This window comes from Psychrobacillus sp. FSL K6-1464 (genome assembly GCF_038003145.1).
GTDB classification, from domain to species: domain Bacteria; phylum Bacillota; class Bacilli; order Bacillales_A; family Planococcaceae; genus Psychrobacillus; species Psychrobacillus psychrotolerans.
This window is the reverse complement of record NZ_JBBOOP010000001.1, coordinates 2,742,519-2,768,565: the sequence shown is the minus strand read 5'-3', so window position 1 is coordinate 2,768,565 and position 26,047 is coordinate 2,742,519. Positions and strand designations below refer to the sequence as shown.

Genomic DNA, 26,047 nt, shown 5'->3' with positions numbered 1-26,047 from the left:
CCTATACAAAAAGCGTCATCTCTGACTTTCAAGAGATGACGCTTTTTGGGGAAGTAATTCATTTTTATCTAATATTGTATCAGCTCAGAGGATTCACCATTACTCAAATCAATAGTTTCAATAAATCTTTCAACTGTAGTTGTTAAATACGTATTGGAACGTCTGATAAATACGGTTTTAATTTCACTGTATTTCGTAGGCAATAAATGACAGTGGATCAGTCCACGGGCCTCTAAATGGGACACTGCTGACCTTGGGATAAAAGTGATGCCTAAGCCAGCGACAACACTGCTTAAAATCGTTTCTAACGTTCCAAACTCCATTACTTTTTTAGGAACTATATTTTCATCTTTATACCAAGCTTCTAATCTAGCTCTGTATCCACAGCCTTTGCTAAAACATAAAAAGGGTTCATTTTTCAGTTGTTCTAGAGTTGTAGTATTTATATTTGATATTAATACTAGTTCTTCTTGAAAAACATCATGGGAGACAAGCTCTGGATGGGGAGTAGTTTCTGTAACAAAAGCTCCGTCTAATCGATGATTCAATACTTCCTCCTGCAGTTTTTCTGTGACACCTGAGAAGAGAGAAAGGTCTACCTCTTTATACTTTTTAGTAAATGCAGATAAAATAGTTGGTAGTTTTATAACAGTTTCGACTGTTCCAATTTCTAATTTTCCCGATGGGTGTTCTTTATTTTGCACTACCTTTTTCATTTCGTTGGTTAATGATAAAATTTGCTCGCAATATACTAATAGCTTTTTTCCTTCAGGTGTTAAATTCATCCCTCTATTATGGCGGTTAAATAATGGTGTATTTAGCTCTACTTCTAATTTTTTAATACGTGCTGTAATGTTGGACTGAACATAACTCAGTTCTTTTGCGACTGCTGTAACTGTTCCTTTTTGAGCAACAAGTTGAAATATTTCTAAGTCTTTTAACTCCACCTTGCATTCTCTCCTTTGTAAAATTACATGATATCACAATAAATGATACATAACATCAAAAATAATCATTTTACATGATAGGTAATCATGACGTTTAATAGATAAGGGAATACGAGAAGGAGATTAAATTTTATGAAAAATAATATTTTTTTAGGTGCCTTATTATGTTTTATCGCAAGTGTGTCATGGGGAGCAATGTTTCCGGTAGCACATCATGCTTTTACTTATATTGATCCATTTTACTTTACTATTTTCCGCTACGGAGCAGTCTCCATAATTTTAGTTTTACTTTTACTATGGAAGGAAGGACCAAAGGCGTTTCGATTGGAGGGAAAGGGAAGGTTATTATGGTTTTTTGGGACAATGGCTTTTACTGTCTATAACTTACTTATTTTCTGGGGTGAAGACTTACTAGGAGAACCAGGTGTTATGGTTGCTTCTATTATGGAATCGTTAATGCCAATGATTTCAATTATAATCGTTTGGCTATTTTATAGACGCCGTCCTTATTCATTTACAATTCTATGTGTGGTGGTTTCTTTTGTGGGAGCAATACTTGTTATTACTAAAGGTGATATCACTTCCTTTTTGACTGCTACCAATAATATAATTCCATCTATATTGATTTTCATCGCGGTTATTGGCTGGGTTATTTATACAATGGGTGGAGACAAGTTTAGAGGCTGGTCTGTGCTTCGTTATTCGACATTAAGCTGTTTACTAGGTACGATTTCTGCAGTTGTAATTGTAGCAATAGCAACGATGGTAGGATACGTCTCTGTGCCGACATTTGGTACTATTCAAACAGTTAGTCCACATTTGCTATTTATGATTGTCTTTCCTGGAGTTATTGCTTTAGTTGGATGGAATATTGGTGTTAGTATTCTTTCGCCTTTAAATGCTTTGTTGTTTATTAACTTTGTTCCTGTTACGACACTTGTTATTTCAAGTGTTCAAGGTAACCATATCTCTTCCTTTGAAATTATAGGAGTAGGTTTTATCATTCTGGCTCTTCTTGCTAATAATATTTTTGTCCGTTTAATTCAAAAGAAAGAGACAAGTCAACAAGTAAAACAAAGTCTACAAGAGAGTATTTCCTAGTTATAAAGCGACTTTCACTACAATGAAAATATTGTAGAAGAAGGCGCTTTTTTTGTGAATATTTACGCTATACTAGTTTTAGTATAATAAGGTTGGTGGGAATAATGTTTAAATATATGGGAGAATTATTATTAGTACTTACCGCTATTATTTGGGGTAGTGGATTTGTAGCAAGTGCAGTAGCTTTGGAACATTATACGCCGTATCAGATTTTAGCTGGCAGGTTTTTAATCGGAGCGGTTATATTAAGTCTTATATTTTTCAAAAAGTTTAATAAGCTAAACAAAAGTACGCTTATTAAAGGAGCGCTATTAGGGCTATTTTTATATATTGCTTTTGCTCTTCAAACAGTGGGACTCCAATTTACAACACCATCCAAAAACGCTTTTTTAACAGCCGTAAATGTTGTTATCGTTCCATTTATAGGATTTCTTTTATATAAAAGAAAAATAGATATGTACGAACTAACTGGTGCTATTCTCGCTGTTGTTGGTATTGCTGTCCTATCTTTAAAATTATCTTCGGACATCAATGTGGGAGATGTATTGACCTTAGGTTGTGCGGTAGGATTTGCTTTTCATATTTTTTACACGGCTAAGTTTGTTAAGACGGAAGATCCTGTTGTGCTTACGATTGTCCAAATGGTTACTGCAGCAGTTATTGGTTGTATCGTCATACTATTTAGAGGAGAAACGAGTTTTTCCGTCGAATCTGAAGGTGTGCTGAATCTGTTATACTTAGGAATTTTTTCTACAACGATTGCTTTTCTCATGCAAACAGTGGCTCAAAAATATATTACAGAAACAAAGGCAGCCATTATATTAGCTACTGAATCGTTTTGGGGCATGGTCTTTTCCATTATCATTTTGAGTGAAATCATGACAGGAAGAATGATTATTGGAGCATTTCTTATTTTGTTAGCTATTCTAATTTCCGAAACAAAAATGGGATTTTTGAAAAAGGATAAAATGAAAACAGTCGGCTGATTTTACAGTTTGTGGTATAGAATCTCGCTGGAGCTTTTTGTGAAGGTATGTAGTTTTACAATCGATTCACAAGATAGTATTATTTTGACTCCAGCGACCACACTGTATGGAAGACGTATGCATACATGAGAGATGCATCATACTCGGGTTCCTGCTGCATTAAGAGGTGCTTATTATTGTTCCACTAAGGATGCGTTGGTTGTTAAAAGCGTCTGTCTTTACTCATTAAATCTTCCCATGATTATGGTATTATAATAATTCCCATCTGATAGTAGCTTATCCTTCTTCAATACCCCTTCTTCTTCAAAACCATATTTTTTATAAAGCATGATGGCTTTTTGATTAGTTTCCAGTACGTTCAAAGTAATTTTCTTAATTTCGTTTGTATCAGCGAACTTAATTGTTTCATTTAACAAGTTTGTACCAATGCCGTATCCCCAGAAATCCTTGAGTACACAAACGCCAAATGCAACTTTATGAGACATTCTTTTCAACTGACTTCCTTCACACCTTGAAAAGCCAACAATCTTACCGTTTGCTTTGCAAACTAAAAATAGATTATAAGGACTTTTGGTGTCTTCAATGATTAGTTGTTTAAAACTAGCTTCATCTATGTATGCTTCGCCCATTTCTCTATCCATATTTTCTGTTTCGCCATCTATCTGCAACCTCACTTGAGATAAAGTTTTCGCATCCTCCTCTTTTGCTGACCTTATTACATAACTCAAATTTCGTATATTAAATTTTATTGGATTTCCTCTAATTACAAACATCTCCTTTCTTCAACTTTTCTGCAGTTTAGTTTAAGTGAACACTTTCACATATTTTAATATTTCAATTTCTCTTCATGTATGAATCGTTATTTCTGGTAAAAGATAAGAACGAATCTTAGTTGTTTTCGATATGTTATCCCATATCGTCGCTATCATTCATAGAACTAATGAAGGAGGAGTTAATCAGTGGGATTTATACATCGGCTTGCTTTAGCCCTCGTTATAATTGGTGCAATTAACTGGGGATTGATCGGCTTTTTCGAATTCGATTTAGTTGCTTCTATTTTTGGAGGTCAGACTGCAGCTTTTTCTAGAGTGATCTATGCATTAGTAGGAATAAGCGGCTTAATCTGTATTCCACTTTTATTTAGAACGTCTGAGGAAGAAGAGTTCGGAACAAGCAGACAAAGTTCTCGAAACCTTCAATATGGAACTGAATTCGGGGAGGAACCAGAATTCACGGATATAAATGAAGCAGCTTCAAAAGAGAATGAGAAAAATAAATAACTAAGAAAGGATAGATAACTGCACCTTCAAGCAGATTATCTATCCTTTTTTTATAAGCATTTATTGATGCGGAAACTTATTTCCCCTTAAAAATCGGCTTTCTTTTTTCTCCGAAGGCTTGTAATGCTTCTAATCGATCTTCTGTAGGTATTGTAATTTCATATGCTTTTCTTTCAATACTTAAGCCAGTTTGTAGATCAACATTCATCCCGTGTTTTACAGCGAATTTAGCTTGCTGCAAAGCAATAGGTCCATTTGCAAGCATTAGTTTTGCAAATGCCTCTGTTTCTTCTTGGAGAGCTTCTCGAGTTGTTACCTTTGTTACTAATCCATAGGACATCGCTTCATCTGCTTTTAGTCTTCTAGCAGTTAATATCAATTCTAATGCTTTAGATTCTCCTATAAGTCTTGGCAGACGTTGAGTGCCACCAGCTCCTGGGATTATTGCTAAGCTTGTCTCCGTCAAGCCAAGTAGAATATCTTCTGAAGCAATTCTAAAATCACAGGCAAGCGCCAATTCTGTTCCGCCACCAAAAGCATAGCCATTTAGCATAGCTATAGTGGGTTGAGGAAGGTTTTCAATCGCTGTAAATACTTCGCCAATTTTATATATATTCCGTTTAACTTGTTGATCAGTTAATGTTTTTCTTTCCTTTAAGTCTGCACCAACACTAAATGATTTTTCTCCTGCACCCGTGAAAATAACAACACGAATATCAGGGTTAATACGTATAGATTCTGTAATATCTCCGAGTTTACGTAGCATTTCATAGTTAAATGCATTTAATGCGTCTGGTCTGTTTAGCGTGACATATGCTATATTCCCCTGTTGTGTATAACGAATAGATTCCATTATTATTTCTCCCCTTTCGATGTTCTTCCCCATTACCAAACATATCATGTTCCAAGTTTTCTGTCATCCACAGGTAATAATTAGAAAATACATCGATTTCCTTGGAAATATTTGCTACAATAGACATATTGAATATTTAGGATTTGAGGAGTTTGTATGGATGTTTTTGTGGCAAGACAACCAATCTTTACAAAAAATGAGCATATTTTTGCCTTTGAATTATTGTATCGTAATAGTGGTACGAATGTATTTCCTATTACAGACGGAGATTTTGCGACTTTAGAGGTATTAACTCATTCATTTTTGACGATTGGTATAAACAACCTTGTTGGAGAAAAATTATGCTTTATTAACTTTACAGAAAACTTATTAGATAATACAGTATTTGACAAGATTCCACCTAAACGTGTTGTTGTGGAAGTTCTAGAGGATATTTCGATTACGCCGTCTTTAATTGAAAAGCTTAAATATATTAAAAAACTCGGATTTTTAATTGCATTAGATGATTTTATATTACATGAAAATATAAACTTATATGATGAATTATTTAGTTTAGTTAATTTTATAAAAGTAGATTTCATGTTGAGTAAACCTTCTGAAAGACAAGTAATTGAAAAAATTGTGAAGAACAATTATCCTCATATTGTTCTGTTAGCTGAAAAAGTAGAAACGCGTGAAGAATTTTATCAGGCAAAAGAAGCTGGATACGGGTTATTCCAAGGGTACTTTTTTGCTAAACCTGAAATTATTAAAGGAACAGACGTACCAGCTAATATGGCACAGTATTTTCGTATTATTAGCTTACTTAGTGACCCAGTTTCTTCTATTGAACAAATAGCAGAGGAAATAGAGCGTGATGTGTCGCTCTCCTTTAAAGTTTTGAAAATTATTAACTCGCCAACCTCCAGAAAAAAATCTAAGATTCGTTCCATTAAACAAGCTGTAGTGATGTTGGGCTTAGAAGAATTGAATCATTGGTTATATGTATTAATGTTAAGAGAGTCGACCGTAAATTCAAATGGCGATGGCATGGCTCTAATTGAAGCATCCTTATTCCGTGCGAAGTTTTGTGAGCTGTTAGCCAAAAATCATTCATTACGAAACTCTTCTGAATACTTTCTTGTAGGAATGTTTTCTTTAATAGATACATTATTGCATCAAAAGATGACTCTTTTGCTTCAAGAACTGCCTCTCACAGATGAGGTAATAGAGACGCTAGCAGGAAAAAGTACCGATATGACTCCTTATTTAGAACTTGCCGTAGCATGCGACGAAGTTAGATGGAATGCTATGATCGCAGGTGCTGGAGCTATGGGTATTGATCATATTACATTAAACAAATATTATTTAGAAGCCCGTAGGTGGGCTATGGATATAGTAGCTTAAGAACAACTGCCATTTTAGAGATGGCAGTTGTTCTTTTTAGTGATTGTTTTTTCTAATGTTTCATTTATATACCAATAACTCGTTTGTTGCTTTTTCCGATAAAAGTAGTACAATTAAAAATAAGAACGTACGTTCCTAAAAGGAGAAGGAGGAGTAGTTATGCCATTAATACCGGAAGAGGCAATTCCATATCTTGAAAACATGATTTATCTTCCAATGGTCTTGACTATTTTAGAAAAAGATCGGACTATTTTTGAAAATGCTCCATTTAAATTGAAGCGTCCGTATATCGTTTTAGTAGAAGAAGCAGGAAAGCAAGTACAAAAAGAGTTAAAACAGACGCATATGTACATGAAGCGTCACAGTATGAAAGTTCTTCGGGGAGAAGGAGATGATATGTTCACAGAGTATGTATTTTTTCATGGTGGCTATGAAGAACATCGTCGTTACTTAAATGTTCGTCTCCGCAATAGAGTTGAAGAACTACTATCTATATATTTGGCAGTAGTAGAAAAACTTCGTTAGTACTGTGTGTCTTTTTGAATTCGTGGAGTTTGCGTGGTGTAACCAGTGTTTATTAAATAGCTCATCCGTTTCAGTAAATGCATATTTAGTATATTAGCAAATCCGACCTGTCTACTTATTGTTTGTGGAGAAGAAGGAACAATTATTTTTTGGCCATTTGTTAAAACAACGACACAACCTTCCTCAGACGGATAAAATCCTGCTATTGCCTTCAAAGAGAACCACACATTTAAATCAGATTTTGGCGAGAGTATTGGTAAGAAAATACATGGATTTCCGAAGTCATGCGCTATAAGAATTGGTAACTTTAAATAATTTCCAATCGCATCTCTCGATAATCGTACTGTATGCTGAAACGAAGAGCCATAAAAAGAACAAGAGTGACGAACAATATCAAAAGGCTTTTTACCTATAATATGGGATTCACCTGAAAAGTTAGTTACTTTCGTAAATATCATATTATTCACTATAAAAGGTTGAAGTACAGCGGTTTCAAATGAAATAAAATAAGATTTTTCTTCTGCTTTATTCGACATAAAAATCCACCCCTTTGTATTATATACCTCAATTATAGTTAATATTGGAAGTAAAGCAAGTATATATACCGAAATTTCGGAATATTACATATTAACTATGTAATCTTAATTTTCTAAAAATGATTGCAAGTAGCTCGTTGCTTTTATATAATAGAAAAAAGACATCGGGGTGATGGAGATGGACAAACAATATTCATATGCAGATTTCTTGAAAGCAATGGGCCAGGCAGGGAAGGAAAGCTCTGCTGAAAATTTGTTAAACGAAATATATCTTGATATGTTTTTGAACATAATCCACCGGGAACAAAGTAGTAAACGTCTCTTAACATTAATAGATGAGGCATTGGATCAGAAAGACATGGCAGCATTTATGGATTATACAACTGCACTTCATCAACTAAACAGTCCTAAGTAATCAAATCTAACGTAAAAAACCACTTCTATTGAAGTGGTTTTTTTATATCGCAAAATTCTATTTCTTTTGACAAAATAGTGCGTTAAGCTAAGAGAAGTTGAAAGATTTACCACTATAAGTGTTAAAGAAGGAGGATGCAATAAATGAAACGTTGTTTGCTGACAGCATTATTTTTACTATTAATTCTACCAACTATTGTCCAAGCAGAAGACAGATGGGATATTAAAACCCTTGATACCTATCAAGTACTAACGGATGCCTCCATTGATTCTTCTATATTATTAGATGGTACAAAAGCTGATGTGTACGAAACAACAGGTTTACAGGAAGGATATTATAAAATTGATTTTAATGGAGTACAAGGATTTATCCATAGTAGTCAAGCAAGCACTTTGTTTGAACAAGAGCGAATGAGTTTTAAAGTAGTGGAGGATCAAATCCCATACTATATTATGACAAAAGGAAATCTAGTGCAAAAAGGAACTCTGTTAAAGGAAGCTGTTTTAACTCGTACTAAAACTGCTTCTGTCTATCATTTAGTAGAAGTGGGTAAAGAAGTATACTATATTCCACTGGCAGGTACGATTCCTACGACGACGGAACCTATAATAGATACTAGCAAAAAAGCGAAATATCCAATGAAATTATATAATCGTGATGAGGTACCTATTTACAATAAACAATTAATCCAAATAGCAACTCTTTCCGCAAATCAATCAGTGGATTTAATAGCATTAGAAAAGAGTAAAGGTGTTATTTATTTTCTTGGACAAGAGGCAAGGATAAATATGAATGATTTTGTCCATATGGATTTATTGCAACCGAAAAAAGTTTTAACTTATGAAGAAATGACTTATTTACTTCAAGTAGTTGCAACATTATATCCAGAGTTTACAAAGCTCGAGCAAATAGGTAAATCTGTAGAAGGTACCCCTATGTATGCGATGAAAATAGGAAACGGCAAAAAGGAAGTTCTACTAGATGGTTCTTTACATGCTCGAGAGCATATGACGACAAACGTTGTAGTTGAAATGATTGACACATATAGCATTCATTACAAAAACAAATCTGTTTATGGTGGATATAATGTTCGTGAGACATTGGATCAAACTGCTATTTGGTTTATCCCCATGATGAATCCTGATGGTGTAAAACTTGTTCAATCTGGACCAAAATCTTTAAAAAATGGGGCACTTGCTACAAAGATAAATGGAAGTACTAATTTTAATCGGTGGAAATCCAATATTCGTGGAGTAGATTTAAATGATAACTTTGCGTCTGGTTGGGATAAGATTACCGGCGGTCATAAGAAACCTGCATATATGGCATATAAAGGACCTAGTGCTTTTAGTGAACCAGAGTCACAAGCATTTCTAGATTTCGTCAAAAAACATAAATTTAAAACGTATATTTCGTACCATTCTTCAGGTCAAATTATGTACTGGTTTAACTATCAAAAGCATGCAGAATCCAAGCGAGATCAAGCATTGGCAAAAACATTATCAAAGCTCACTGGCTACAAAGTAATGCCTCCTCAATATTTGCAGGGTTCAGGGGCATCTGCTGATTGGTTTATCCAACAAACGAAAATGCCAGGTATCACATTAGAAATTTCTCCGTATGTAGGAGATATTCCTGTGCCTTTATCGAAGTGGGATGCTATCTGGAGGCAGAACAACAAAGTAGGCTTATATTTAGCGCAAGAAGCATCTAAAAGATAATAATGGAATTAACAAAAGCATTTTTATAAACGGTTAGGAATAGTAATAAATGTTCCGAAGGATGTTTATTTGTCCTATTAAAAGTAAGATATTGAATACTCTATTGGAACTGTTTATAAGGGAAGGTCCACCACGAAGACTCCAGTGGGAATAGCTTGAGCTGAAGACCCCGCAGGAAAGACATTGCTCGAACTTTGTTTGACCAATGTCTTTGCGACGAGTAACCGCAGGAGCATATGTTTTCGTAGTGACGAGGAGGCTGAAGCCAAGCCCACGGAAAGCGAAGTGGTGGGCCTTGCCGAGTTTAATATTAAACTCTATATACCTAAAATTGAGTTTGTCACAGTCTGAAGCCACTGAAAACAGTGGCTTTTGTGATAGATAAAAAACGTATGTTCGTTTTATTAGGAAACAAAAAAAGAGTATGTTAAACTGAAATTATTCAAAAAATGGGAGGCTTATGTATGGAACAAATATTCGAATTACAAGCTCCGTATGAGCCAGCGGGAGATCAAATCGAAGCGATAAAAGAACTAGTTGCGGGTGTTAAAGAAGGAAAAAGATATCAAACCTTACTAGGTGCGACAGGTACTGGTAAAACATATACTATTTCAAATGTTATCCAACAGATAAACAAACCAACGCTAGTGATGGCACATAACAAAACATTAGCAGGTCAATTATATAACGAATTTAAAGAGTTTTTTCCTAACAATGCGGTTGAGTACTTTGTAAGTTACTATGATTATTTTCAACCAGAAGCGTATGTTCCTTCAACCGATACATTTATAGAAAAAGACTCCAGTGTCAATGAGGAAATAGATAAGCTTCGACATTCTGCAACCTCTTCATTATTCGAAAGAAAAGACGTTATTATTATTGCGTCTGTATCCTGTATTTACGGATTAGGGAATCCAGAAGAATATAATGAAATGGTCGTATCGCTAAGAACGGGAATGGAAATTGAACGCAATCAGTTATTACGTAAACTCGTCGACATTCAATATGAACGAAACGATTTAAACTTCGTACGTGGAAAGTTTCGTGTTCGCGGTGATGTAGTAGAAATTTTCCCCGCTTCACGTGATGAAAGATGTCTTCGTGTAGAATTTTTCGGAGATGAGATTGATCGGATTCGTGAAGTTAACGCACTTACGGGAGAAATTTTAGGAGAACGAGATCATGTTGCTATCTTTCCTGCATCCCATTTCGTTACTCGGGAAGAAAAGATGAAGCTAGCGATAGCTAATATTGAAAAAGAATTGGAAGAACAGCTGGCTTACTTACGCAGCGAGGATAAGCTGTTAGAAGCACAACGATTAGAGCAGCGTACAAGATATGATTTAGAAATGATGGAAGAAATGGGCTTTTGTTCAGGCATAGAAAACTACTCCCGCCATTTAACTTTAAGAGAGGCTGGAGCAGTTCCATATACATTACTAGATTATTTTCCAAAAGACTTTTTACTCGTAGTAGATGAAAGTCACGTTTCATTACCTCAAGTAAGAGGAATGTATAATGGTGACCAAGCTAGAAAATCTGTGCTTGTAAATTACGGTTTTCGATTGCCATCTGCACTAGACAACAGACCTTTAACTTTTAATGAATATGAAAAACATATAAACCAAGCTATATTTGTTTCGGCAACACCAGGTCCTTATGAGTTGGAGCATACACCAGAAATGGTAGAGCAAATTATCCGACCAACTGGACTTTTAGATCCTGTCATAACTGTCAAGCCTATTGAAGGGCAAATAGATGATTTGATCAATGAAATTCATGAGAGATCTGCCAAAAATGAGCGAGTAATAATCACCACGCTAACTAAAAAAATGTCAGAGGATTTAACCGATTACTTAAAAGAAATAGGAATTAAGGTTCAGTACTTACATTCGGAAGTAAAAACTCTAGAACGCACAGAAATTATTCGACAGCTCCGTCTAGGTACGTACGATGTAATAATAGGGATTAACTTATTACGAGAAGGTATAGATATACCGGAAGTTTCTTTAGTAGCTATATTAGATGCGGATAAAGAAGGATTTTTACGTTCTGAACGTTCTTTAATACAAACAATTGGTCGTGCCGCCCGTAACTCAAATGGGGAAGTAATTATGTATGCGGACAAAATGACGGATTCCATGCGAAAAGCGATTGATGAAACGCAACGTCGCCGGACAATTCAAATGGAGTATAACGAAAAACATGGTATTACACCAATAACAATTAAAAAGAAAATAAACGATGTTATCCGTGCAACAAAAGTTGCGGAAGAGGAAGAAACATATGCTCAACGATTAATGAGTGGAAAACCACTATCGAAAGAAGAAAAAGCAACACTTCTAAACAAATTAGAGAAAGAAATGAAAGATGCAGCTAAAGCACTTAATTTTGAACGAGCTGCAGAGTTACGGGATGCTATTTTGGAACTGAAGCTGGAAGGGTGATATGTATTGAAAAATCAAGAAATCGTTATTCAAGGTGCACGTGCAAATAATTTAAAAAATGTTAGCTTGAAAATACCAAGAGACAAGCTAGTAGTCATGACTGGACTTTCTGGCTCTGGTAAGTCTTCTTTAGCTTTTGATACTATCTACGCGGAAGGTCAAAGACGCTATGTAGAGTCATTGTCTGCGTATGCACGACAATTTTTAGGACAAATGGAAAAGCCAGATGTTGATGTTATTGAGGGTTTATCACCAGCTATTTCCATCGATCAAAAAACAACGAGTAAAAATCCACGTTCCACTGTAGCAACGGTGACGGAAATTTATGATTATATGCGACTATTGTATGCGCGAGTTGGAAAACCGATATGTCCCAATCATGGTATTGAAATTTCATCACAAACGATTGAACAAATGGTCGATCGCTTAAGTGAATACCCGGAAAAAACAAAGATGCAGGTGTTAGCACCCATCGTTTCAGGTCGTAAAGGAACGCATGTCAAACTTTTGGAAGAGATGAAAAAAGAAGGCTTCGTTCGAGTACGTATCGATGGGGAGTTAATCGATTTAGATGATGATATCAATCTAGACAAAAATAAAAAACATAATATTGAAGTGGTTATCGACCGAATTATCATGAAAGAAGGAGTTGCCCCAAGACTTAGTGATTCCCTAGAGTCTGCACTAAGACTTGCAGATGGTAGAGTTTTAATAGATGTTATGGAGCACGAAGAAGTTCTATTTAGTGAACATCATGCCTGTCCAATATGTGGTTTTTCTATTGGGGAATTAGAGCCTCGTATGTTTTCGTTCAACAGTCCCTTTGGAGCTTGTGGGCAGTGTGACGGACTTGGTACTAAGTTAGAAGTAGATGCGGAATTAGTCGTTCCAGATAAAAGTATTTCCTTAGCAGATGGAGCGATTGTCGCATGGCAACCAACAAGCTCTCAGTATTACCCGAAGCTATTAGAAGCCGTTTGTAAGCATTACAAAATAAAAATGAATGTTCCAGTTGAAAAATTACCAATCGATCAATGGAACAAAATTTTGTATGGATCAGGGGACGATAAAATTCGTTTTCGCTATGAAAATGAATTTGGCCAAGTTCGTGATAGTGAAATGTCATTTGAAGGTGTCCTTGCTAATATTGAACGCAGATTCAAAGATACATCATCGGATTATATTCGTGAGCAAATGGAGAAATATATGGAGCAACACGATTGCCCAGCATGTAAAGGATACCGCTTAAAAGAGGAAACGCTTGCTGTAAAAATAAATTCTCTTCATATCGGTGAAATTACAAGGTTCTCCATTGAAGAAGCAAATAAATTTTTCGCGGAGTTGTCCTTATCAGAAAAAGATATGCAAATTGCTCGTCTTGTGTTGAGAGAAATCCACGAACGATTAGGGTTTTTAGAAAATGTGGGACTAGATTATTTAACGTTAAACCGTGCATCAGGAACTTTATCCGGAGGAGAAGCGCAACGTATTCGTTTAGCTACTCAAATCGGATCAAGACTGACAGGTGTGTTATATATTTTAGATGAACCTTCTATTGGTTTACATCAACGGGATAACGATCGATTAATTGAGACGCTAAAAAACATGCGAGATATAGGAAATACCTTAATTGTAGTAGAGCATGATGAAGATACAATGATGGCTGCTGACTATTTGATAGATGTGGGACCTGGTGCAGGAGTGCATGGTGGAGAGATAATCGCTGCAGGAACTCCTGAACAAGTGATGAAAAACAAAAAGTCACTAACAGGACAATATTTAAGCGGGAAAAAGTTCATTCCACTTCCAGCTGAAAGAAGAAAACCAGACGGTCGCTTTATCAAAATAAAAGGCGCTTCTGAAAACAACTTAAAAAATGTCAGTGTAGATATTCCGTTAGGCGTATTTACCGCTGTTACAGGAGTTTCAGGATCTGGTAAAAGTACATTAGTCAACGAAATATTATATAAATCATTAGCACAAAAGTTAAATCGCTCTCGAGTAAAACCTGGTATTAGTAAAGGTGTTGAGGGTATAGAAATGTTAGAAAAAGTAATTGAGATTGACCAATCGCCAATAGGTCGTACCCCAAGATCTAATCCCGCTACCTATACGGGCGTGTTTGATGATATACGAGACCTTTTTGCCACAACAAATGAAGCAAAAGTAAGAGGGTATAAAAAAGGAAGATTTAGCTTCAATGTAAAAGGTGGCCGCTGTGAGGCATGTCGCGGAGATGGAATACTCAAAATTGAAATGCATTTCTTGCCAGATGTCTATGTGCCATGCGAAGTCTGTCATGGTAAAAGATATAATCGTGAAACATTAGAAGTACATTACAAAGGTAAAAATATAGCGGATATTTTAAAAATGACTGCAGAGGATGGCTATGCCTTTTTTGAGAACCATCCAAAAATAAGTCGGAAGATAAAAACGATCGTAGATGTAGGATTAGGGTATATGGAATTAGGACAACCTGCTACAACACTTTCTGGTGGAGAGGCACAGCGGGTTAAACTGGCTTCTGAATTACACAAGCGCTCTAACGGGAAGTCATTTTATATTTTAGATGAGCCAACTACGGGTCTGCATGTAGATGATATCGCAAGATTATTAATCGTACTTCAACGTTTAGTAGATAACGGTGATAGCGTGCTAGTAATTGAGCATAATTTAGATGTCATTAAAACAGCAGATTATATGATTGATTTAGGACCTGAAGGTGGAGAAAAGGGTGGTACCATCATTGCGGTAGGTTCACCTGAAAAAATTGCTGCATCAAAAGATTCCTATACAGGGAAGTACTTGAAAACCGTTTTAGAAAGAGATCGACAACGGATGGATGATGTTGTAGCGAAAGCAACTAAAAAGAAAAAAAGTCCAGTATCCACTACATGATGAAACTTTTTGATTTTTCATTCGTATAAAGTAATGTAAGTAAAAATGATTTATAGTATAAATTCATGAGGAGGCCTTTCACTATGCAAGAAGAACGAAAACGTATTTTAGATATGGTTGAAAATGGCACGATTACTGCACAAGAAGCATTGGCATTACTAGAAGAGCTTGGAAAACAAACAGCACCTGTTACACCGTTTGTCCCTGAGGAAAAAGAATATAAAAAGTCATCGAATAATAATACGGATTTCGTCGAGGACTTGAAGCGTGATTTTACCGTGATGGGTGAAAGATTTATGCAGTTTATGCAAGGTACCGTCGACAAAATGAAAGATTTTGAAATGCCATTTGGAGAACCGGTTGTATTTGAAGAAGAATTCGTCCAAGCGGATGTAGATTTCACAGATATCTCTATTAATATTGCGAATGGTAAAGTGGAAGTACTTCCGTCGGAAGAAAAGCATGCGCATGCTAGTGTCAAAGTTAAATCCTTTAAGAATTCATCTGAAGAGGAAGCAAAGGCACGTTTCCGTGAGGAGTTTATATTTACAACAGAAGGAAACAAATTACGTCTGTATAGTGATATGAAAACCACTTCTGTTCAAGTAACGTTATATGTACCGACTAAAGAGTATAACTATATTTCTGCTCGATTGTTTAATGGTGAGTTCTTAGCTAAGAATTTAGAAGCGAATTCATTTAAAGTGAAGACTACAAACGGAAAAGTAGAATTAGAGGACTTGAAGTTTGAAAGAGCTGATATAGAAACGGTTAATGGGTCGGTTCAAGTTCAAAGGGTTGTAGGAGAAACAATTGAAGTAGAGACGATGAATGGTCGTATTTACGTAGATGGCAAGCTTAAAGAAATTGAGGGCTCATCGGTAAGTGGACATGTTATTTTAACAACAAAAGATAAAGCAGCACGTAAAATAGAAGGAACGGCAGTAGCTGGAACGGTCGAACTGTATATTCCAAAAGATGTTTCGATTAAAGGCGAAGCTACTTCCCAAATTGGTAAGATAGATGTTCAATTGGCTGATGTTACGCACTTAAATCAATCTGAGCAGCTGTTAAACAAAAAGGTTGGATTTACGAAAATAGTCGATTCCGAAGCTGTACCTTTACGAGTATACGGTGATGCAAAAACAGGATCTGTTGTTGTCCGTTATACAGTAGAAGGAGAATAAGAAAAAATGGAGGGGGATAATATCCCCCTCCATTTTTTTATGTGCAAAGATAATAAAATAATATTACGGATTTCTGTTTTAGATGTACGTTTACCGCGGGAGTTGCTACACGATGTGGCGTACTTATCCTTTGTTCCATTGGTACGTTCCTGCGGAGTCTTCACTTAACGCTCTTTGTACTAGAGTTCATTTCAACATTAATTATTTCCATATAAACTTATGAATAAATACCTACTATTGTAGTCAGTTATTCGTTTACCTCAAGTGGATATTGTTGATTGGAGCGCAGGTCGGTGACTCCAGTGGGAACAGCACGAGCACGTGATTTCGTAGTGACGAGGAGATTGAAGCCGTGCCCACGGAAAGCGTCCGACCAGAGCGGAAAACAACGCCATACCTATGTATGGACGTATTTTTTACAGTATATCTTTTCAAGTTTAACGTTTCTGTTGAATCCAACATAGAATTGCATAGGTGATGGCTTTTGCACAGTGCATTCTGTAATTCGTGGATTGAAGTAAGATTGCTTCATTTTTATTCGTCATGAATCCGCATTCCACTAGTACTGCAGGCATTCTTGTATCTCGAACAACCGCAAAGTCTGCTTTTTTCACTCCTCTGTTTAATCTTCCTGTAATCGAACATAAAGAGTTTTGGATAAGCGATGCGAGAATAGTGGACTGTTTGGAAGGCTTCGTATAGGTGAAGGTTTCAATTCCACTCGTATTATTCCATGTTGTCCCGAATGCATTCGCATGGATAGAAATAAATGCATCCACTCCCATTTTATTTGCTAACGCTGTTCTTTCGTTTAAAGGAACATCCCTCCCTCTGTCATGACCATTAATAACTATTAGTCCGATAGCAGTCAGTTCCTGTTTAACAAACTGTGCAACAGCCTCATTAAATTCAAATTCTTTCATTTTTCCATCTAGTGTACGTTTCCCCGCAGTATTAGGTCCGTGGCCAGCATCCAACATAATTTTCATCGGAAAAACCTCCCTTCCTCTCTTAAATAGAAGAAGAAAAGATAAATGGATACAATTTAAGTAGACAATCATGATAAAATAAGTACTAGGTTTGCAAATGTAGGACGAAGGGAGTTAAGGGGTATGTCACATGTGACGACGAAAGATATAAAAGAGCATTTGAATCTCACATTAATAAGTGGGGAAGAAGGTATTGGACGTCACATTTCCATGAGTGATATTTCCAGACCAGGAATTGAAATTGCAGGTTACTTTACACATTATCCTTCAAATCGTATACAGCTTTTAGGAAAGACAGAGATTTCTTTTTTTGCTTTGCTACAGCCAAAAGAAAAAAGTGAACGAATGAGAAGACTTTGTGCACAAGATACACCGGTCATAATTGTCTCACACGGAATGGATGTACCGAAGGAGTTAATCGCTGCATCCAATGAAAGTTCGGTTCCTGTATTAACGACAAGTTTGCCTACTACAAGATTTTCTAGTATGCTTACAAACTTTTTAGAAAGTAGGTTAGCGCCTTCAACTGCAGTACATGGGGTACTTGTAGATATTTATGGGGTTGGTGTGCTAATCACCGGGAAAAGTGGAGTCGGAAAAAGTGAAACGGCGTTAGAGTTAGTGAAAAGGGGTCACCGTTTAGTAGCGGATGATTGTGTAGAGATTAGACAAGAGGGCGAGGACACTCTAGTTGGAAGTGCGCCGCAGTTAATCGAGCATCTTTTAGAAATCCGCGGATTAGGTATTATCGACATAATGACCTTATTCGGAGCAAGTGCAATTCGGAGTTATAAACGTATAACGCTTGTAATCGAATTAGAAATCTGGGATGAGAAAAAGACATATGATCGCCTAGGTCTAGAAGAAGAGAAAATGGAAATTATTAATACAGCAATTACGAAGTTAACTGTTCCAGTTCGCCCTGGTCGAAATATAGCAGTTATAATTGAAGTGGCAGCCATGAATCATCGATTGAAAAAAATGGGTGTAAATGCTGCGGAAGATTTCGCTAAACGTTTAAATGATGTTATAGAACAAAATACAGAAGTGGATTATTAAATGATGCTTGAAGGGAGATACATATGAGTTTGTTACAAATAATTGACCCAGTCGCTTTTTCGCTAGGACCGTTATCAGTACGTTGGTATGGAGTAATCATTGCTCTAGGTATCGTATTAGCATTTTTCGTGGCACAAAAAGAAATGGTTAAACGAGGATTTCATCCGGATTATTTAACCGATTTACTTATTTGGGCGGTTCCCATTGCTATTCTTAGTGCGCGAATTTACTATGTTATTTTTAAATGGGATTTCTATGGTCAAAACCCTGGCAAAATTATTGAAATATGGAATGGTGGAATTGCCATTCATGGGGCGTTGATAGGATCGTTTATCACGGCCTATATTTTCACCAAAAAACGCGGCTCTTCTTTTTGGAAGGTTGCAGATATAGTAGCACCGAGTATTTTAATCGGTCAGACTATTGGTCGGTGGGGAAATTTCATCAATCAAGAAGCTCATGGTGGAGAAGTAACGAGAACTTTCTTAGAAAATTTAATGCTTCCCAATTGGATTATTGAACAAATGTATATAGATGGAAAATATTATCACCCAACTTTTTTATATGAATCCATCTGGAACTTTGTAGGCGTGATCATATTAATATTGCTTCGAAAAGTAAATTTACGTCGAGGGGAAATGGTGCTGTTTTATGCCGTGTGGTATTCTATTGGCCGATTCTTCATCGAAGGAATGCGTACGGACAGTCTCTATTTAATAGGGGAGTTGCGAACTGCACAGGTCGTTTCAATAGTGACCATTGTAGTTGCTCTAATTGTATTTATATATAGAAGAATGACAGTCAAACCTGTTGTTCATTATCAGGATAAGTAAGAAAGCTGGGATAAGATGGGGACGTTGAAAAACGGACTGTTAGCTGGTCTTAAAACAACATGGACATTAAGTAAAGTAATCTTCCCGATTACATTAATTGTAGTGATTTTACAATATACTCCTGTTCTTCCTTGGATTATTGATTTCATCTCGCCGTTTATGGGGTTATTGGGACTTCGGGGAGAAGCTGCAATTCCTTTAGTGCTAGGAAACGCATTAAATTTATATGCCGGGATCGCAGGTATACTATCTTTGGAGTTAACTGTAAAAGAAGTTTTCATATTAGCGACAATGCTTTCCTTTTCTCATAATATTTTCATTGAAACTGGAGTTGCCCTTCGCGTTGGAGTGAAATTATGGGTTGTTTTGGTTGTACGATTTGGTTTGGCAATCCTTTCTGCTGTCATTATTAATCTTGTGTGGCAAGGAGGCGGAGAGGTAGCAAAATATGGTGCGCTAAAAGTAAGTCAGCAAGTTCCTGATGGATGGGGAGAAATTATTTTGCTTGGCTTACAGAAGGCAACGTTCGGTGTTATACAATTAGCGCTAATCGTTATACCATTAATGGTTATCATCCAATTTTTGAAAGACCGAAATTACTTGCAAAAGTTCTCAGAAAAGCTAGCTCCCTTTACAAAAGTTATTGGCGTACAACCAAATGCTTCTCTTACACTTGTAGCAGGCCTGACGATTGGGCTTGCTTATGGGGCAGGTGTAATGATTCAAGCAGTGCAAGAGGATGGAGTTAGTAAAAAGGATGCAACATTGGTCTTTATATTCTTAGTGGCATGTCACGCAGTGGTCGAGGATACATTGATCTTTATGCCATTAGGAATTCCGATATGGCCATTATTATTAATAAGATTAATAACCGCTTTCGTATTAACAATTGTAGTAGCTTATGTTTGGAGGAAAGCGGAGCAAAGTAAACATAAGGAAGTGGTAGTCCCGTGAGAAACTATAAAGCACTACTTTTTGATTTAGACGGCACATTATTAGATACGAACGAACTAATTATTGAATCTTTTTTACACGTATTAGGAGAAACATTTCCGGGGAAATATAGTCGGGAGCATGTGCTACCGTTTTTAGGTCCACCATTATATGAAACATTTGATGGAATAGATCCAACATTAACGGAGACTTTAACTGCTTCTTATCGTAAATGGAACCTAGAAAGACATGACCAGATGGTAGTACCGTTTGAAGGTGTCGTAGATACTTTACGACAACTAAAGCAGGATGGCTATAAAATGGCAATTGTTTCTACTAAAAGAAGAGAAATGATTGATCGAGGCCTCCAATTAATGGAGTGTGAAACATTGTTTGATACGATTGTTGGTTTCGAGGATGTTACGCATACAAAGCCAGACCCTGAGCCTATCCAAATAGCACTTCAAAGAATTGGAGCTAATAAAGAAGACGCACTGATGATTGGCGACAACTTTCATGATATTGTAGGAGGGCAAAGAGCTGATGTTGATACAGCAGCTGTAGCTTGGTCCATCAAAGGAGAAGCACACTTAGCTACTTATAATCCTACTTATATGCTTCATCAAATGAGTGACCTACTTGATATAGTAAAAGGACAGCATATATGAGAAGGACCGAGCGTTATCCTGTAAAAGGTGCAAACTCTCTATGGCATGTATATGACACTGTTCCATTTTGGAAAGTGATGAAAAATTTTATCTTTATACAGGCGGCTAGATATTCTCCATTTTTAAGTTGGAAGAACTTTTTCTATCGGACCTTTTTGAAAATGGAGGTAGGAAAGGAAACTTCTTTTGCTTTAATGGTGATGGTGGATGTCATGTTCCCAGAGCGTATTAAAGTAGGCGACAATTCCATTATCGGCTACAATACGACAATTCTAGCACATGAATATTTGATCGATGAATATCGTATCGGTGATGTCATAATTGGTAATCGAGTATTGATTGGTGCAAATACGACCATTTTACCTGGCATTACAATTGGAGATGACGCAATTGTTTCTGCGGCAACTCTCGTCAATGCTGATGTCCCAGAAGGATGCTTTGTTGGAGGAAACCCAATGCGTATTATTTATACGAAGGAACAAATGATAGAACGAAGTAAAAACTAATGAAAAGGCTATCCTATAATGGATAGCCTTTTTTGTGTGGTGAAAATTTACTATTCCAACTAAAGGGCTCAAAATTCCAACTAAACATGAAAAAATTCCAACTACCCCCTTCAAAATTCCAACTACCAGAACCAAAATTCCAACTAAACAATCTCGCTCCTTATTAACACTGATAAATTCTCTCCACTAAAAATATCTCACTCAAAAAGAGGGAATACCAACAAGTTGACGAAATGGTTAAAATAGTATAAAATTTTATTAATTCATCTTGTTAGTTCTCTAGTGTACTAAAGTATTTTTAGGAGTGGTAATGTGAGCAAAATTCAAATGTTTGAAAAACCTCTTGGAATGAGAGATTCGTTTCCAGAAGTAAACGAACAAAAAGAATACATACGATTAACAGCAAGAGACTTTATACGAAGAAAAGGGTACGACTTTATAAAAACGCCTTCCGTGGAGTATTTCGAAACAATAGGAAAGGCTTCCGCTATTGATGAATCATCATTATTTAAACTAGTAGACAACCAAGGCGAGATGCTAGTTTTACGTCCCGATATGACGACGCCGATTGCTAGAATAGCAGCTTCTAAGTTATTGAAGGAAAAAAATCCATTACGCTTAGCATACTATGCGGATGTATTTCGAGCACAACAGCGAGAAGGCGGAAGACCAGCAGAGTTTGAGCAGCTAGGACTCGAACTGATTGGGGATTTTAGTCCTTATGCTGATAGTGAAATAATTTATACAGCAATAGAACTGTTGAAGGATTTAGGTGTAGAAGGCTTCCGAATTACAATCGGTCACGCTGAAATTCTAACGGCATTCTTGACAAACAACACGAATAATAATGAAGAAGTTGAATTGCTAAGACAACTATTAGTTGAGAAGAATTTAGTAGGTTTCTCACAAATGTTAGAAAGCATGAACTTACTAGAAGAACAAAAAGATAGACTAAGTAAAATAATAGAATTTACAATCGATTCCAATGTATTTTCTGATTTCCGTCAATTCCTTAATGACGATCAACAATATTTGATTGATCAAGTGGAAGAACTTCAAGCTCTATTAGAATTCCAATTGAATGACTTTTCGGTTGTATCTTTCGATTTCTATTTGGCAAGTCATATGAGCTATTACACAGGCATACTGTTTGAGATTCATGCGGCAGGAAGTGGCTTCTCTATTGGAAATGGTGGTCGATATGATGAGTTATTTAAACAGTTCAACGAAAAAGTAGGAGCTACTGGATTTGGTATCCGAGTAGATCGATTATTGGAAGTTTTACCGAAGCAACTAATGAAAGAAAAGCGCACACTTCTTCTATTTGATAAAGGCTCTTTTTCTAAAGCGAATGTGTTAGCGGAAGCTAGAAGAAATGCATCCGAATATGTGACACTGCAATACGCGGAGAGTGTAAGTGATATTGAAGCGTTTAAACAAATTTTCGATGAAGTCATTATCGTGTCCGAAGGTGGTTCTTTCCGTGAAGAATGAATTAACAATTGCAATGCCAAAAGGGCGTATTTTTGAAGAAGCATATAAACTATTTGTCCAAGCAGGATTTAACTTACCGGCCGAGATTGATGATTCTAGAAAGTTAATCGTAGAGGCTCCTGACGAGCGCATTCAATTCATATTGGCAAAACCGATGGATGTACCTGTATACGTTGAACATGGTGTAGCGGATATCGGTATTGCGGGCAAGGATGTTTTGCTAGAGCAGCATCGTGATGTCCATGAACTGTTAGATTTACAAATTAGTAATTGTTATATTGCTACTGCAGGTCTTCCGAACACAACGATGAACGATATTGCTCCACGTGTTGCTACAAAGTATCCTAGAATCGCAACAAACTTCTATAAGGAAAAAGGAGAGCAAGTCGAAATCATAGAGTTGAATGGATCGATTGAGCTGGCTCCAATGATCGGTCTTGCAGATCGCATTGTCGACATTGTTTCCACTGGACAGACTCTTAAGGAAAATGGCTTAGTAGAATATGAAAAAATTGTACCCATTTCCTCACGGTTGATCGTTAATCCAGTAAGCTACAGAGTAAAAAGTGAACGGATTAATGCTTTTATTGCACAACTAAAAAATGAATTGAACAAAAGGTAGGGAATCCTATGAGAATAGAAAAGCTTACAAATACAATTTCATTATTGCGTTCGGTGGAACAAGCAAATGCCGATCATTTAACGACAGTTCGTGAGGTAATTACGGATGTACGAAAAAATGGTGATCTAGCACTTTTTCGTTACACAGAAAAATGGGATGGCGCAAAACTCACATCACTCAAAGTAACCAAAGAAGAGATGGACGAAGCGTATGCTAATTTTGATAGACAACTGATAGGCGATTTGGAAGAGGCAGCTGCTAATATTCGCGCATTTCATACAGAGCAGGTTCGCAAACAAATAGACTTCCCATTAGCTAACAATTCTTATATTCAATACAAAATTTCACCATTAGATGCGGTAGGTTTATATGTACCAGGTGGAACAGCTGCTTATCCTTCCTCGGTACTAATGAACGCAATACCTGCATTAGTAGCAGGAGTAGGAAGGGTAGTTATTGTATCACCACCATCGAGTAATGGAAAACTACCTGATTCAGTATTAGTAGCAGCTCGTATAGCTGGCATTACCGAAATATATAAAGTTGGCGGTGCTCAAGCTATAGCGGCTTTGGCCTACGGTACTGAGTCGATAAGAGCGGTAGATAAGATTACGGGACCAGGAAATAGCTTTGTAGCACTTGCTAAACGAGAAGTGTTTGGTAGAGTTGCAATCGATATGATAGCTGGTCCAAGTGAAATAACGATAATTGCAGATGAAACTGCCTATGCAGACGAGGTAGCAGCAGATCTTTTGGCGCAAGCAGAGCATGACCGATTTGCAAGCTCAGTTTTAATTACTACAAGTGAAACTCTGGCAGAACAAGTTTCCTCAGAAGTAGAAAGACAATTAAAGCTTCTTCCGAGAGAAGAAATTGCTCGTGCTTCTATTGAAAACTTCGGATATATCTATATTGCAGAATCATTAGAACAAGCGTTAGATGCGGTTAATGAACTTGCACCAGAGCATTTGGAAATTATTACAAAGCAACCAGAGGAACTAAGTAAAAAAATTAAGCATGCTGGAGCTATTTTCATCGGGAGATTCAGTAGTGAGCCAGTAGGTGATTATTTTGCGGGTACCAATCATGTACTTCCGACAAATAGCACGGCAAGATTTTCAAGTGGATTATGTGTAGATGATTTTGTGAAGAAAACAAGTGTCGTCTACTATTCGAAAGAAATGTGGCAGGAGCAATATCCTAAAATTGCTCGCTTAGCGAGACTAGAGCAATTAGAAGGGCATGCTAGGTCTGTAGAGTCAAGAAGTTGGGATAAGGGGGATTCGCAATGACAAACAAAAGAACGGCAAAAATAGAAAGAATGACGAACGAAACAAAAGTGTGGGTTGAAATAGATTTAGATGGTGAAGGAAAAGCGGACATAGATACAGGTGTACCATTTATGGACCACATGCTAGATTTATTTACTAAGCATGGCTTATTTGATGCATCTATTAAAGCTAAGGGAGATACATATATTGATGATCACCATACGACAGAAGACATCGGTATTGTTCTAGGACAAGCGGTAAAAGAAGCATTAGGAGACAAAATAGGTATTAAACGCTATGGTAATGCCTTTGTACCAATGGATGATGCTTTAGCACAAGTAGTCATTGATATTTCGAATCGTCCACATTTAGAGTTTCGTGCACAGTTTCCAACTGAAAAAGTAGGGAATTTTGATACAGAGCTTGTTCATGAATTTCTCTGGAAATTTGCCTTGGAGGCACGTATGAATGTACATGTAATCGTTCATTATGGTGCAAATACACATCATATGATTGAAGCAATTTTCAAAGCATTGGCTCGAGCTATTGATGATGCTATTACAAAAGACGATCGAGTGAAGGGTGTTCCTTCTACAAAAGGTCTACTTACATAAGAAGGAGAGAATAATATGACGTCGATTCAAGTTTACCCTGCAATTGATATGAAAGGTGGAAAATGTGTCCGCTTGTATCAGGGAGATTATGAGCAAGAAACCGTTTATGGAGATTCTCCATTCGATATGGCTAAGAAGTTTGCAGATGAAGGTGCTACATGGATTCATCTAGTGGATTTAGATGGGGCAAAAGATGGCGAAAAAATTCATGCCGACGTAGTTATACGCATTGCAAAAGAGTTACCAGTTAGTGTACAAATTGGTGGAGGCATTCGTACGAAAGAGGACGTTTTATTTTATTTGAATAACGGTGTAAATCGGGTAATTATAGGAAGTCTTGCTATTTCACAACCGGACTTAGTAGTAGAGTTATTGGAAGAATTCGGCGGTGACCGAATTGTCATTGGACTAGATGCAAAAGATGGCATGGTAGCTACACACGGGTGGCTAGAAACCTCTACGCAATCTGCCGTTGAGGTCGGTCAGTTTTTTGCTTCTAAAGGTGCCAAACACGTTATCTTTACGGATATTGCAACAGATGGAACGCTTCAAGGACCAAACTTACAGGCAAACAAAGAACTTGCTGAAGAAACGGGATTATCTATTATTGTATCGGGTGGGATTAGTTCGTTAGAAGATATTGCAGCCGTAGCAAAATTAGCGCAAACGACTACAGTTGCTGGTGTAATTACAGGTAAAGCATTGTACAATGAGCGGTTTACGCTTTCTGAAGCACTTCAAGAATCGATTAAATAAGTAAATAACCATTCGGTAAT

25 protein-coding genes are annotated in these 26,047 nt (G+C 36.7%); 20 read left to right on the top strand and 5 right to left on the bottom strand.

Going from position 1 to position 26,047, the window contains the following annotated elements:
* Positions 1 to 68: 68 nt before the first annotated feature.
* The gene (locus tag MKX39_RS14015; RefSeq protein WP_340769921.1) at positions 69 to 947 is read right to left on the bottom strand and encodes a LysR family transcriptional regulator; all 879 of its coding nucleotides are present in this window, start codon (positions 945 to 947) and stop codon (positions 69 to 71) included.
* 132 nt (positions 948 to 1,079) lie between these two features.
* Here MKX39_RS14015 and MKX39_RS14010 point away from each other — a divergent pair, with 132 nt between their 5' ends.
* Both MKX39_RS14010 and MKX39_RS14005 read left to right on the top strand, forming a co-directional pair.
* On the top strand, positions 1,080 to 2,048 hold the full coding sequence (locus MKX39_RS14010) for a DMT family transporter (RefSeq protein ID WP_093537634.1): 969 nt from the start codon (positions 1,080 to 1,082) through the stop codon (positions 2,046 to 2,048).
* A 104-nt stretch (positions 2,049 to 2,152) separates the two neighbouring features.
* Positions 2,153 to 3,034, top strand: coding sequence for a DMT family transporter (locus MKX39_RS14005; protein WP_340769918.1), 882 nt, complete (start codon positions 2,153 to 2,155; stop codon positions 3,032 to 3,034).
* Between the two features lie 218 nt (positions 3,035 to 3,252).
* Here the strand turns inward: MKX39_RS14005 and MKX39_RS14000 are convergent, their stop codons facing one another.
* Positions 3,253 to 3,807, bottom strand: a complete 555-nt coding sequence (locus MKX39_RS14000) for a GNAT family N-acetyltransferase (RefSeq protein ID WP_340769917.1) — start codon at positions 3,805 to 3,807, stop codon at positions 3,253 to 3,255.
* 186 nt (positions 3,808 to 3,993) lie between these two features.
* Here MKX39_RS14000 and MKX39_RS13995 point away from each other — a divergent pair, with 186 nt between their 5' ends.
* Positions 3,994 to 4,314 carry a DUF378 domain-containing protein gene (locus MKX39_RS13995; RefSeq protein WP_093537638.1) on the top strand — a complete coding sequence of 107 codons (321 nt, stop codon included), beginning with the start codon at positions 3,994 to 3,996 and terminating at the stop codon, positions 4,312 to 4,314.
* Between the two features lie 76 nt (positions 4,315 to 4,390).
* Here MKX39_RS13995 and MKX39_RS13990 read toward each other — a convergent pair whose 3' ends face one another.
* A complete protein-coding gene (locus MKX39_RS13990) occupies positions 4,391 to 5,167 on the bottom strand; it encodes an enoyl-CoA hydratase-related protein (RefSeq protein WP_340769916.1) in 777 nt (258 codons plus the stop codon).
* Positions 5,168 to 5,323: 156 nt separating this feature from the next.
* Here MKX39_RS13990 and MKX39_RS13985 point away from each other — a divergent pair, with 156 nt between their 5' ends.
* On the top strand, positions 5,324 to 6,553 hold the full coding sequence (locus MKX39_RS13985; protein ID WP_340769913.1) for an EAL and HDOD domain-containing protein: 1,230 nt from the start codon (positions 5,324 to 5,326) through the stop codon (positions 6,551 to 6,553).
* Positions 6,554 to 6,712: 159 nt separating this feature from the next.
* Positions 6,713 to 7,078, top strand: a complete 366-nt coding sequence (locus MKX39_RS13980) for a hypothetical protein (protein WP_093537641.1) — start codon at positions 6,713 to 6,715, stop codon at positions 7,076 to 7,078.
* Here the strand turns inward: MKX39_RS13980 and MKX39_RS13975 are convergent.
* Positions 7,075 to 7,614, bottom strand: coding sequence for a competence protein ComK (locus tag MKX39_RS13975; protein ID WP_175496285.1), 540 nt, complete (start codon positions 7,612 to 7,614; stop codon positions 7,075 to 7,077). The genes MKX39_RS13980 and MKX39_RS13975 overlap by 4 nt on opposite strands.
* A 178-nt stretch (positions 7,615 to 7,792) precedes the next feature.
* On the opposite strand from MKX39_RS13975, the gene MKX39_RS13970 reads away from it, so the two are divergent.
* From MKX39_RS13970 to MKX39_RS13950, 5 genes are all read left to right on the top strand, one after another.
* Positions 7,793 to 8,029 (top strand): IDEAL domain-containing protein, encoded by a 237-nt coding sequence (locus MKX39_RS13970; protein WP_093537643.1) that lies wholly within the window; start codon positions 7,793 to 7,795, stop codon positions 8,027 to 8,029.
* 143 nt (positions 8,030 to 8,172) lie between these two features.
* The gene (locus MKX39_RS13965) at positions 8,173 to 9,750 is read left to right on the top strand and encodes a M14 family zinc carboxypeptidase (protein WP_340769911.1); all 1,578 of its coding nucleotides are present in this window, start codon (positions 8,173 to 8,175) and stop codon (positions 9,748 to 9,750) included.
* A gap of 464 nt (positions 9,751 to 10,214) precedes the next feature.
* Complete coding sequence (gene uvrB, locus MKX39_RS13960) at positions 10,215 to 12,197, top strand: excinuclease ABC subunit UvrB (RefSeq protein ID WP_093537645.1); 1,983 nt, start codon at positions 10,215 to 10,217, stop codon at positions 12,195 to 12,197.
* Positions 12,198 to 12,203: 6 nt separating this feature from the next.
* Entirely contained in the window at positions 12,204 to 15,095 is a 2,892-nt protein-coding gene (gene uvrA, locus MKX39_RS13955) for an excinuclease ABC subunit UvrA (protein ID WP_093537646.1), read from the top strand.
* A gap of 83 nt (positions 15,096 to 15,178) precedes the next feature.
* Positions 15,179 to 16,282 (top strand): DUF4097 family beta strand repeat-containing protein, encoded by a 1,104-nt coding sequence (locus tag MKX39_RS13950; RefSeq protein ID WP_340763216.1) that lies wholly within the window; start codon positions 15,179 to 15,181, stop codon positions 16,280 to 16,282.
* Positions 16,283 to 16,719: 437 nt separating this feature from the next.
* Here MKX39_RS13950 and MKX39_RS13945 read toward each other — a convergent pair whose 3' ends face one another.
* The gene (locus MKX39_RS13945) at positions 16,720 to 17,271 is read right to left on the bottom strand and encodes an N-acetylmuramoyl-L-alanine amidase family protein (protein WP_340769907.1); all 552 of its coding nucleotides are present in this window, start codon (positions 17,269 to 17,271) and stop codon (positions 16,720 to 16,722) included.
* A 123-nt stretch (positions 17,272 to 17,394) separates the two neighbouring features.
* Between MKX39_RS13945 and hprK the strand changes: the two genes are divergently transcribed.
* The 10 genes from hprK (at position 17,395) to hisA (ending at position 26,027) form a co-directional block, all read left to right on the top strand.
* Positions 17,395 to 18,330, top strand: a complete 936-nt coding sequence (hprK, locus tag MKX39_RS13940) for an HPr(Ser) kinase/phosphatase (protein WP_093537649.1) — start codon at positions 17,395 to 17,397, stop codon at positions 18,328 to 18,330.
* A 23-nt stretch (positions 18,331 to 18,353) separates the two neighbouring features.
* Complete coding sequence (gene lgt / locus MKX39_RS13935; RefSeq protein ID WP_340769905.1) at positions 18,354 to 19,163, top strand: prolipoprotein diacylglyceryl transferase; 810 nt, start codon at positions 18,354 to 18,356, stop codon at positions 19,161 to 19,163.
* A gap of 15 nt (positions 19,164 to 19,178) precedes the next feature.
* The gene (locus MKX39_RS13930; RefSeq protein ID WP_340763211.1) at positions 19,179 to 20,117 is read left to right on the top strand and encodes a nucleoside recognition domain-containing protein; all 939 of its coding nucleotides are present in this window, start codon (positions 19,179 to 19,181) and stop codon (positions 20,115 to 20,117) included.
* On the top strand, positions 20,114 to 20,764 hold the full coding sequence (gene ppaX / locus MKX39_RS13925) for a pyrophosphatase PpaX (protein ID WP_340769903.1): 651 nt from the start codon (positions 20,114 to 20,116) through the stop codon (positions 20,762 to 20,764). The genes MKX39_RS13930 and ppaX overlap by 4 nt, the downstream gene beginning before the upstream one ends.
* Positions 20,761 to 21,270 (top strand): acyltransferase, encoded by a 510-nt coding sequence (locus tag MKX39_RS13920; protein ID WP_340763209.1) that lies wholly within the window; start codon positions 20,761 to 20,763, stop codon positions 21,268 to 21,270. The genes ppaX and MKX39_RS13920 overlap by 4 nt, the downstream gene beginning before the upstream one ends.
* A 312-nt stretch (positions 21,271 to 21,582) precedes the next feature.
* Positions 21,583 to 22,764 carry an ATP phosphoribosyltransferase regulatory subunit gene (locus MKX39_RS13915; protein ID WP_340769901.1) on the top strand — a complete coding sequence of 394 codons (1,182 nt, stop codon included), beginning with the start codon at positions 21,583 to 21,585 and terminating at the stop codon, positions 22,762 to 22,764.
* Between the two features lie 13 nt (positions 22,765 to 22,777).
* Positions 22,778 to 23,386, top strand: a complete 609-nt coding sequence (gene hisG / locus MKX39_RS13910; RefSeq protein WP_245762730.1) for an ATP phosphoribosyltransferase — start codon at positions 22,778 to 22,780, stop codon at positions 23,384 to 23,386.
* 8 nt (positions 23,387 to 23,394) lie between these two features.
* Positions 23,395 to 24,678 (top strand): histidinol dehydrogenase, encoded by a 1,284-nt coding sequence (gene hisD / locus MKX39_RS13905; protein WP_340769899.1) that lies wholly within the window; start codon positions 23,395 to 23,397, stop codon positions 24,676 to 24,678.
* The gene (gene hisB / locus MKX39_RS13900) at positions 24,675 to 25,271 is read left to right on the top strand and encodes an imidazoleglycerol-phosphate dehydratase HisB (protein WP_340763206.1); all 597 of its coding nucleotides are present in this window, start codon (positions 24,675 to 24,677) and stop codon (positions 25,269 to 25,271) included. The genes hisD and hisB overlap by 4 nt, the downstream gene beginning before the upstream one ends.
* Positions 25,272 to 25,286: 15 nt before the next feature.
* The gene (gene hisA, locus MKX39_RS13895; RefSeq protein WP_340769897.1) at positions 25,287 to 26,027 is read left to right on the top strand and encodes a 1-(5-phosphoribosyl)-5-[(5-phosphoribosylamino)methylideneamino]imidazole-4-carboxamide isomerase; all 741 of its coding nucleotides are present in this window, start codon (positions 25,287 to 25,289) and stop codon (positions 26,025 to 26,027) included.
* The last annotated feature ends 20 nt before the right edge of the window (positions 26,028 to 26,047 follow it).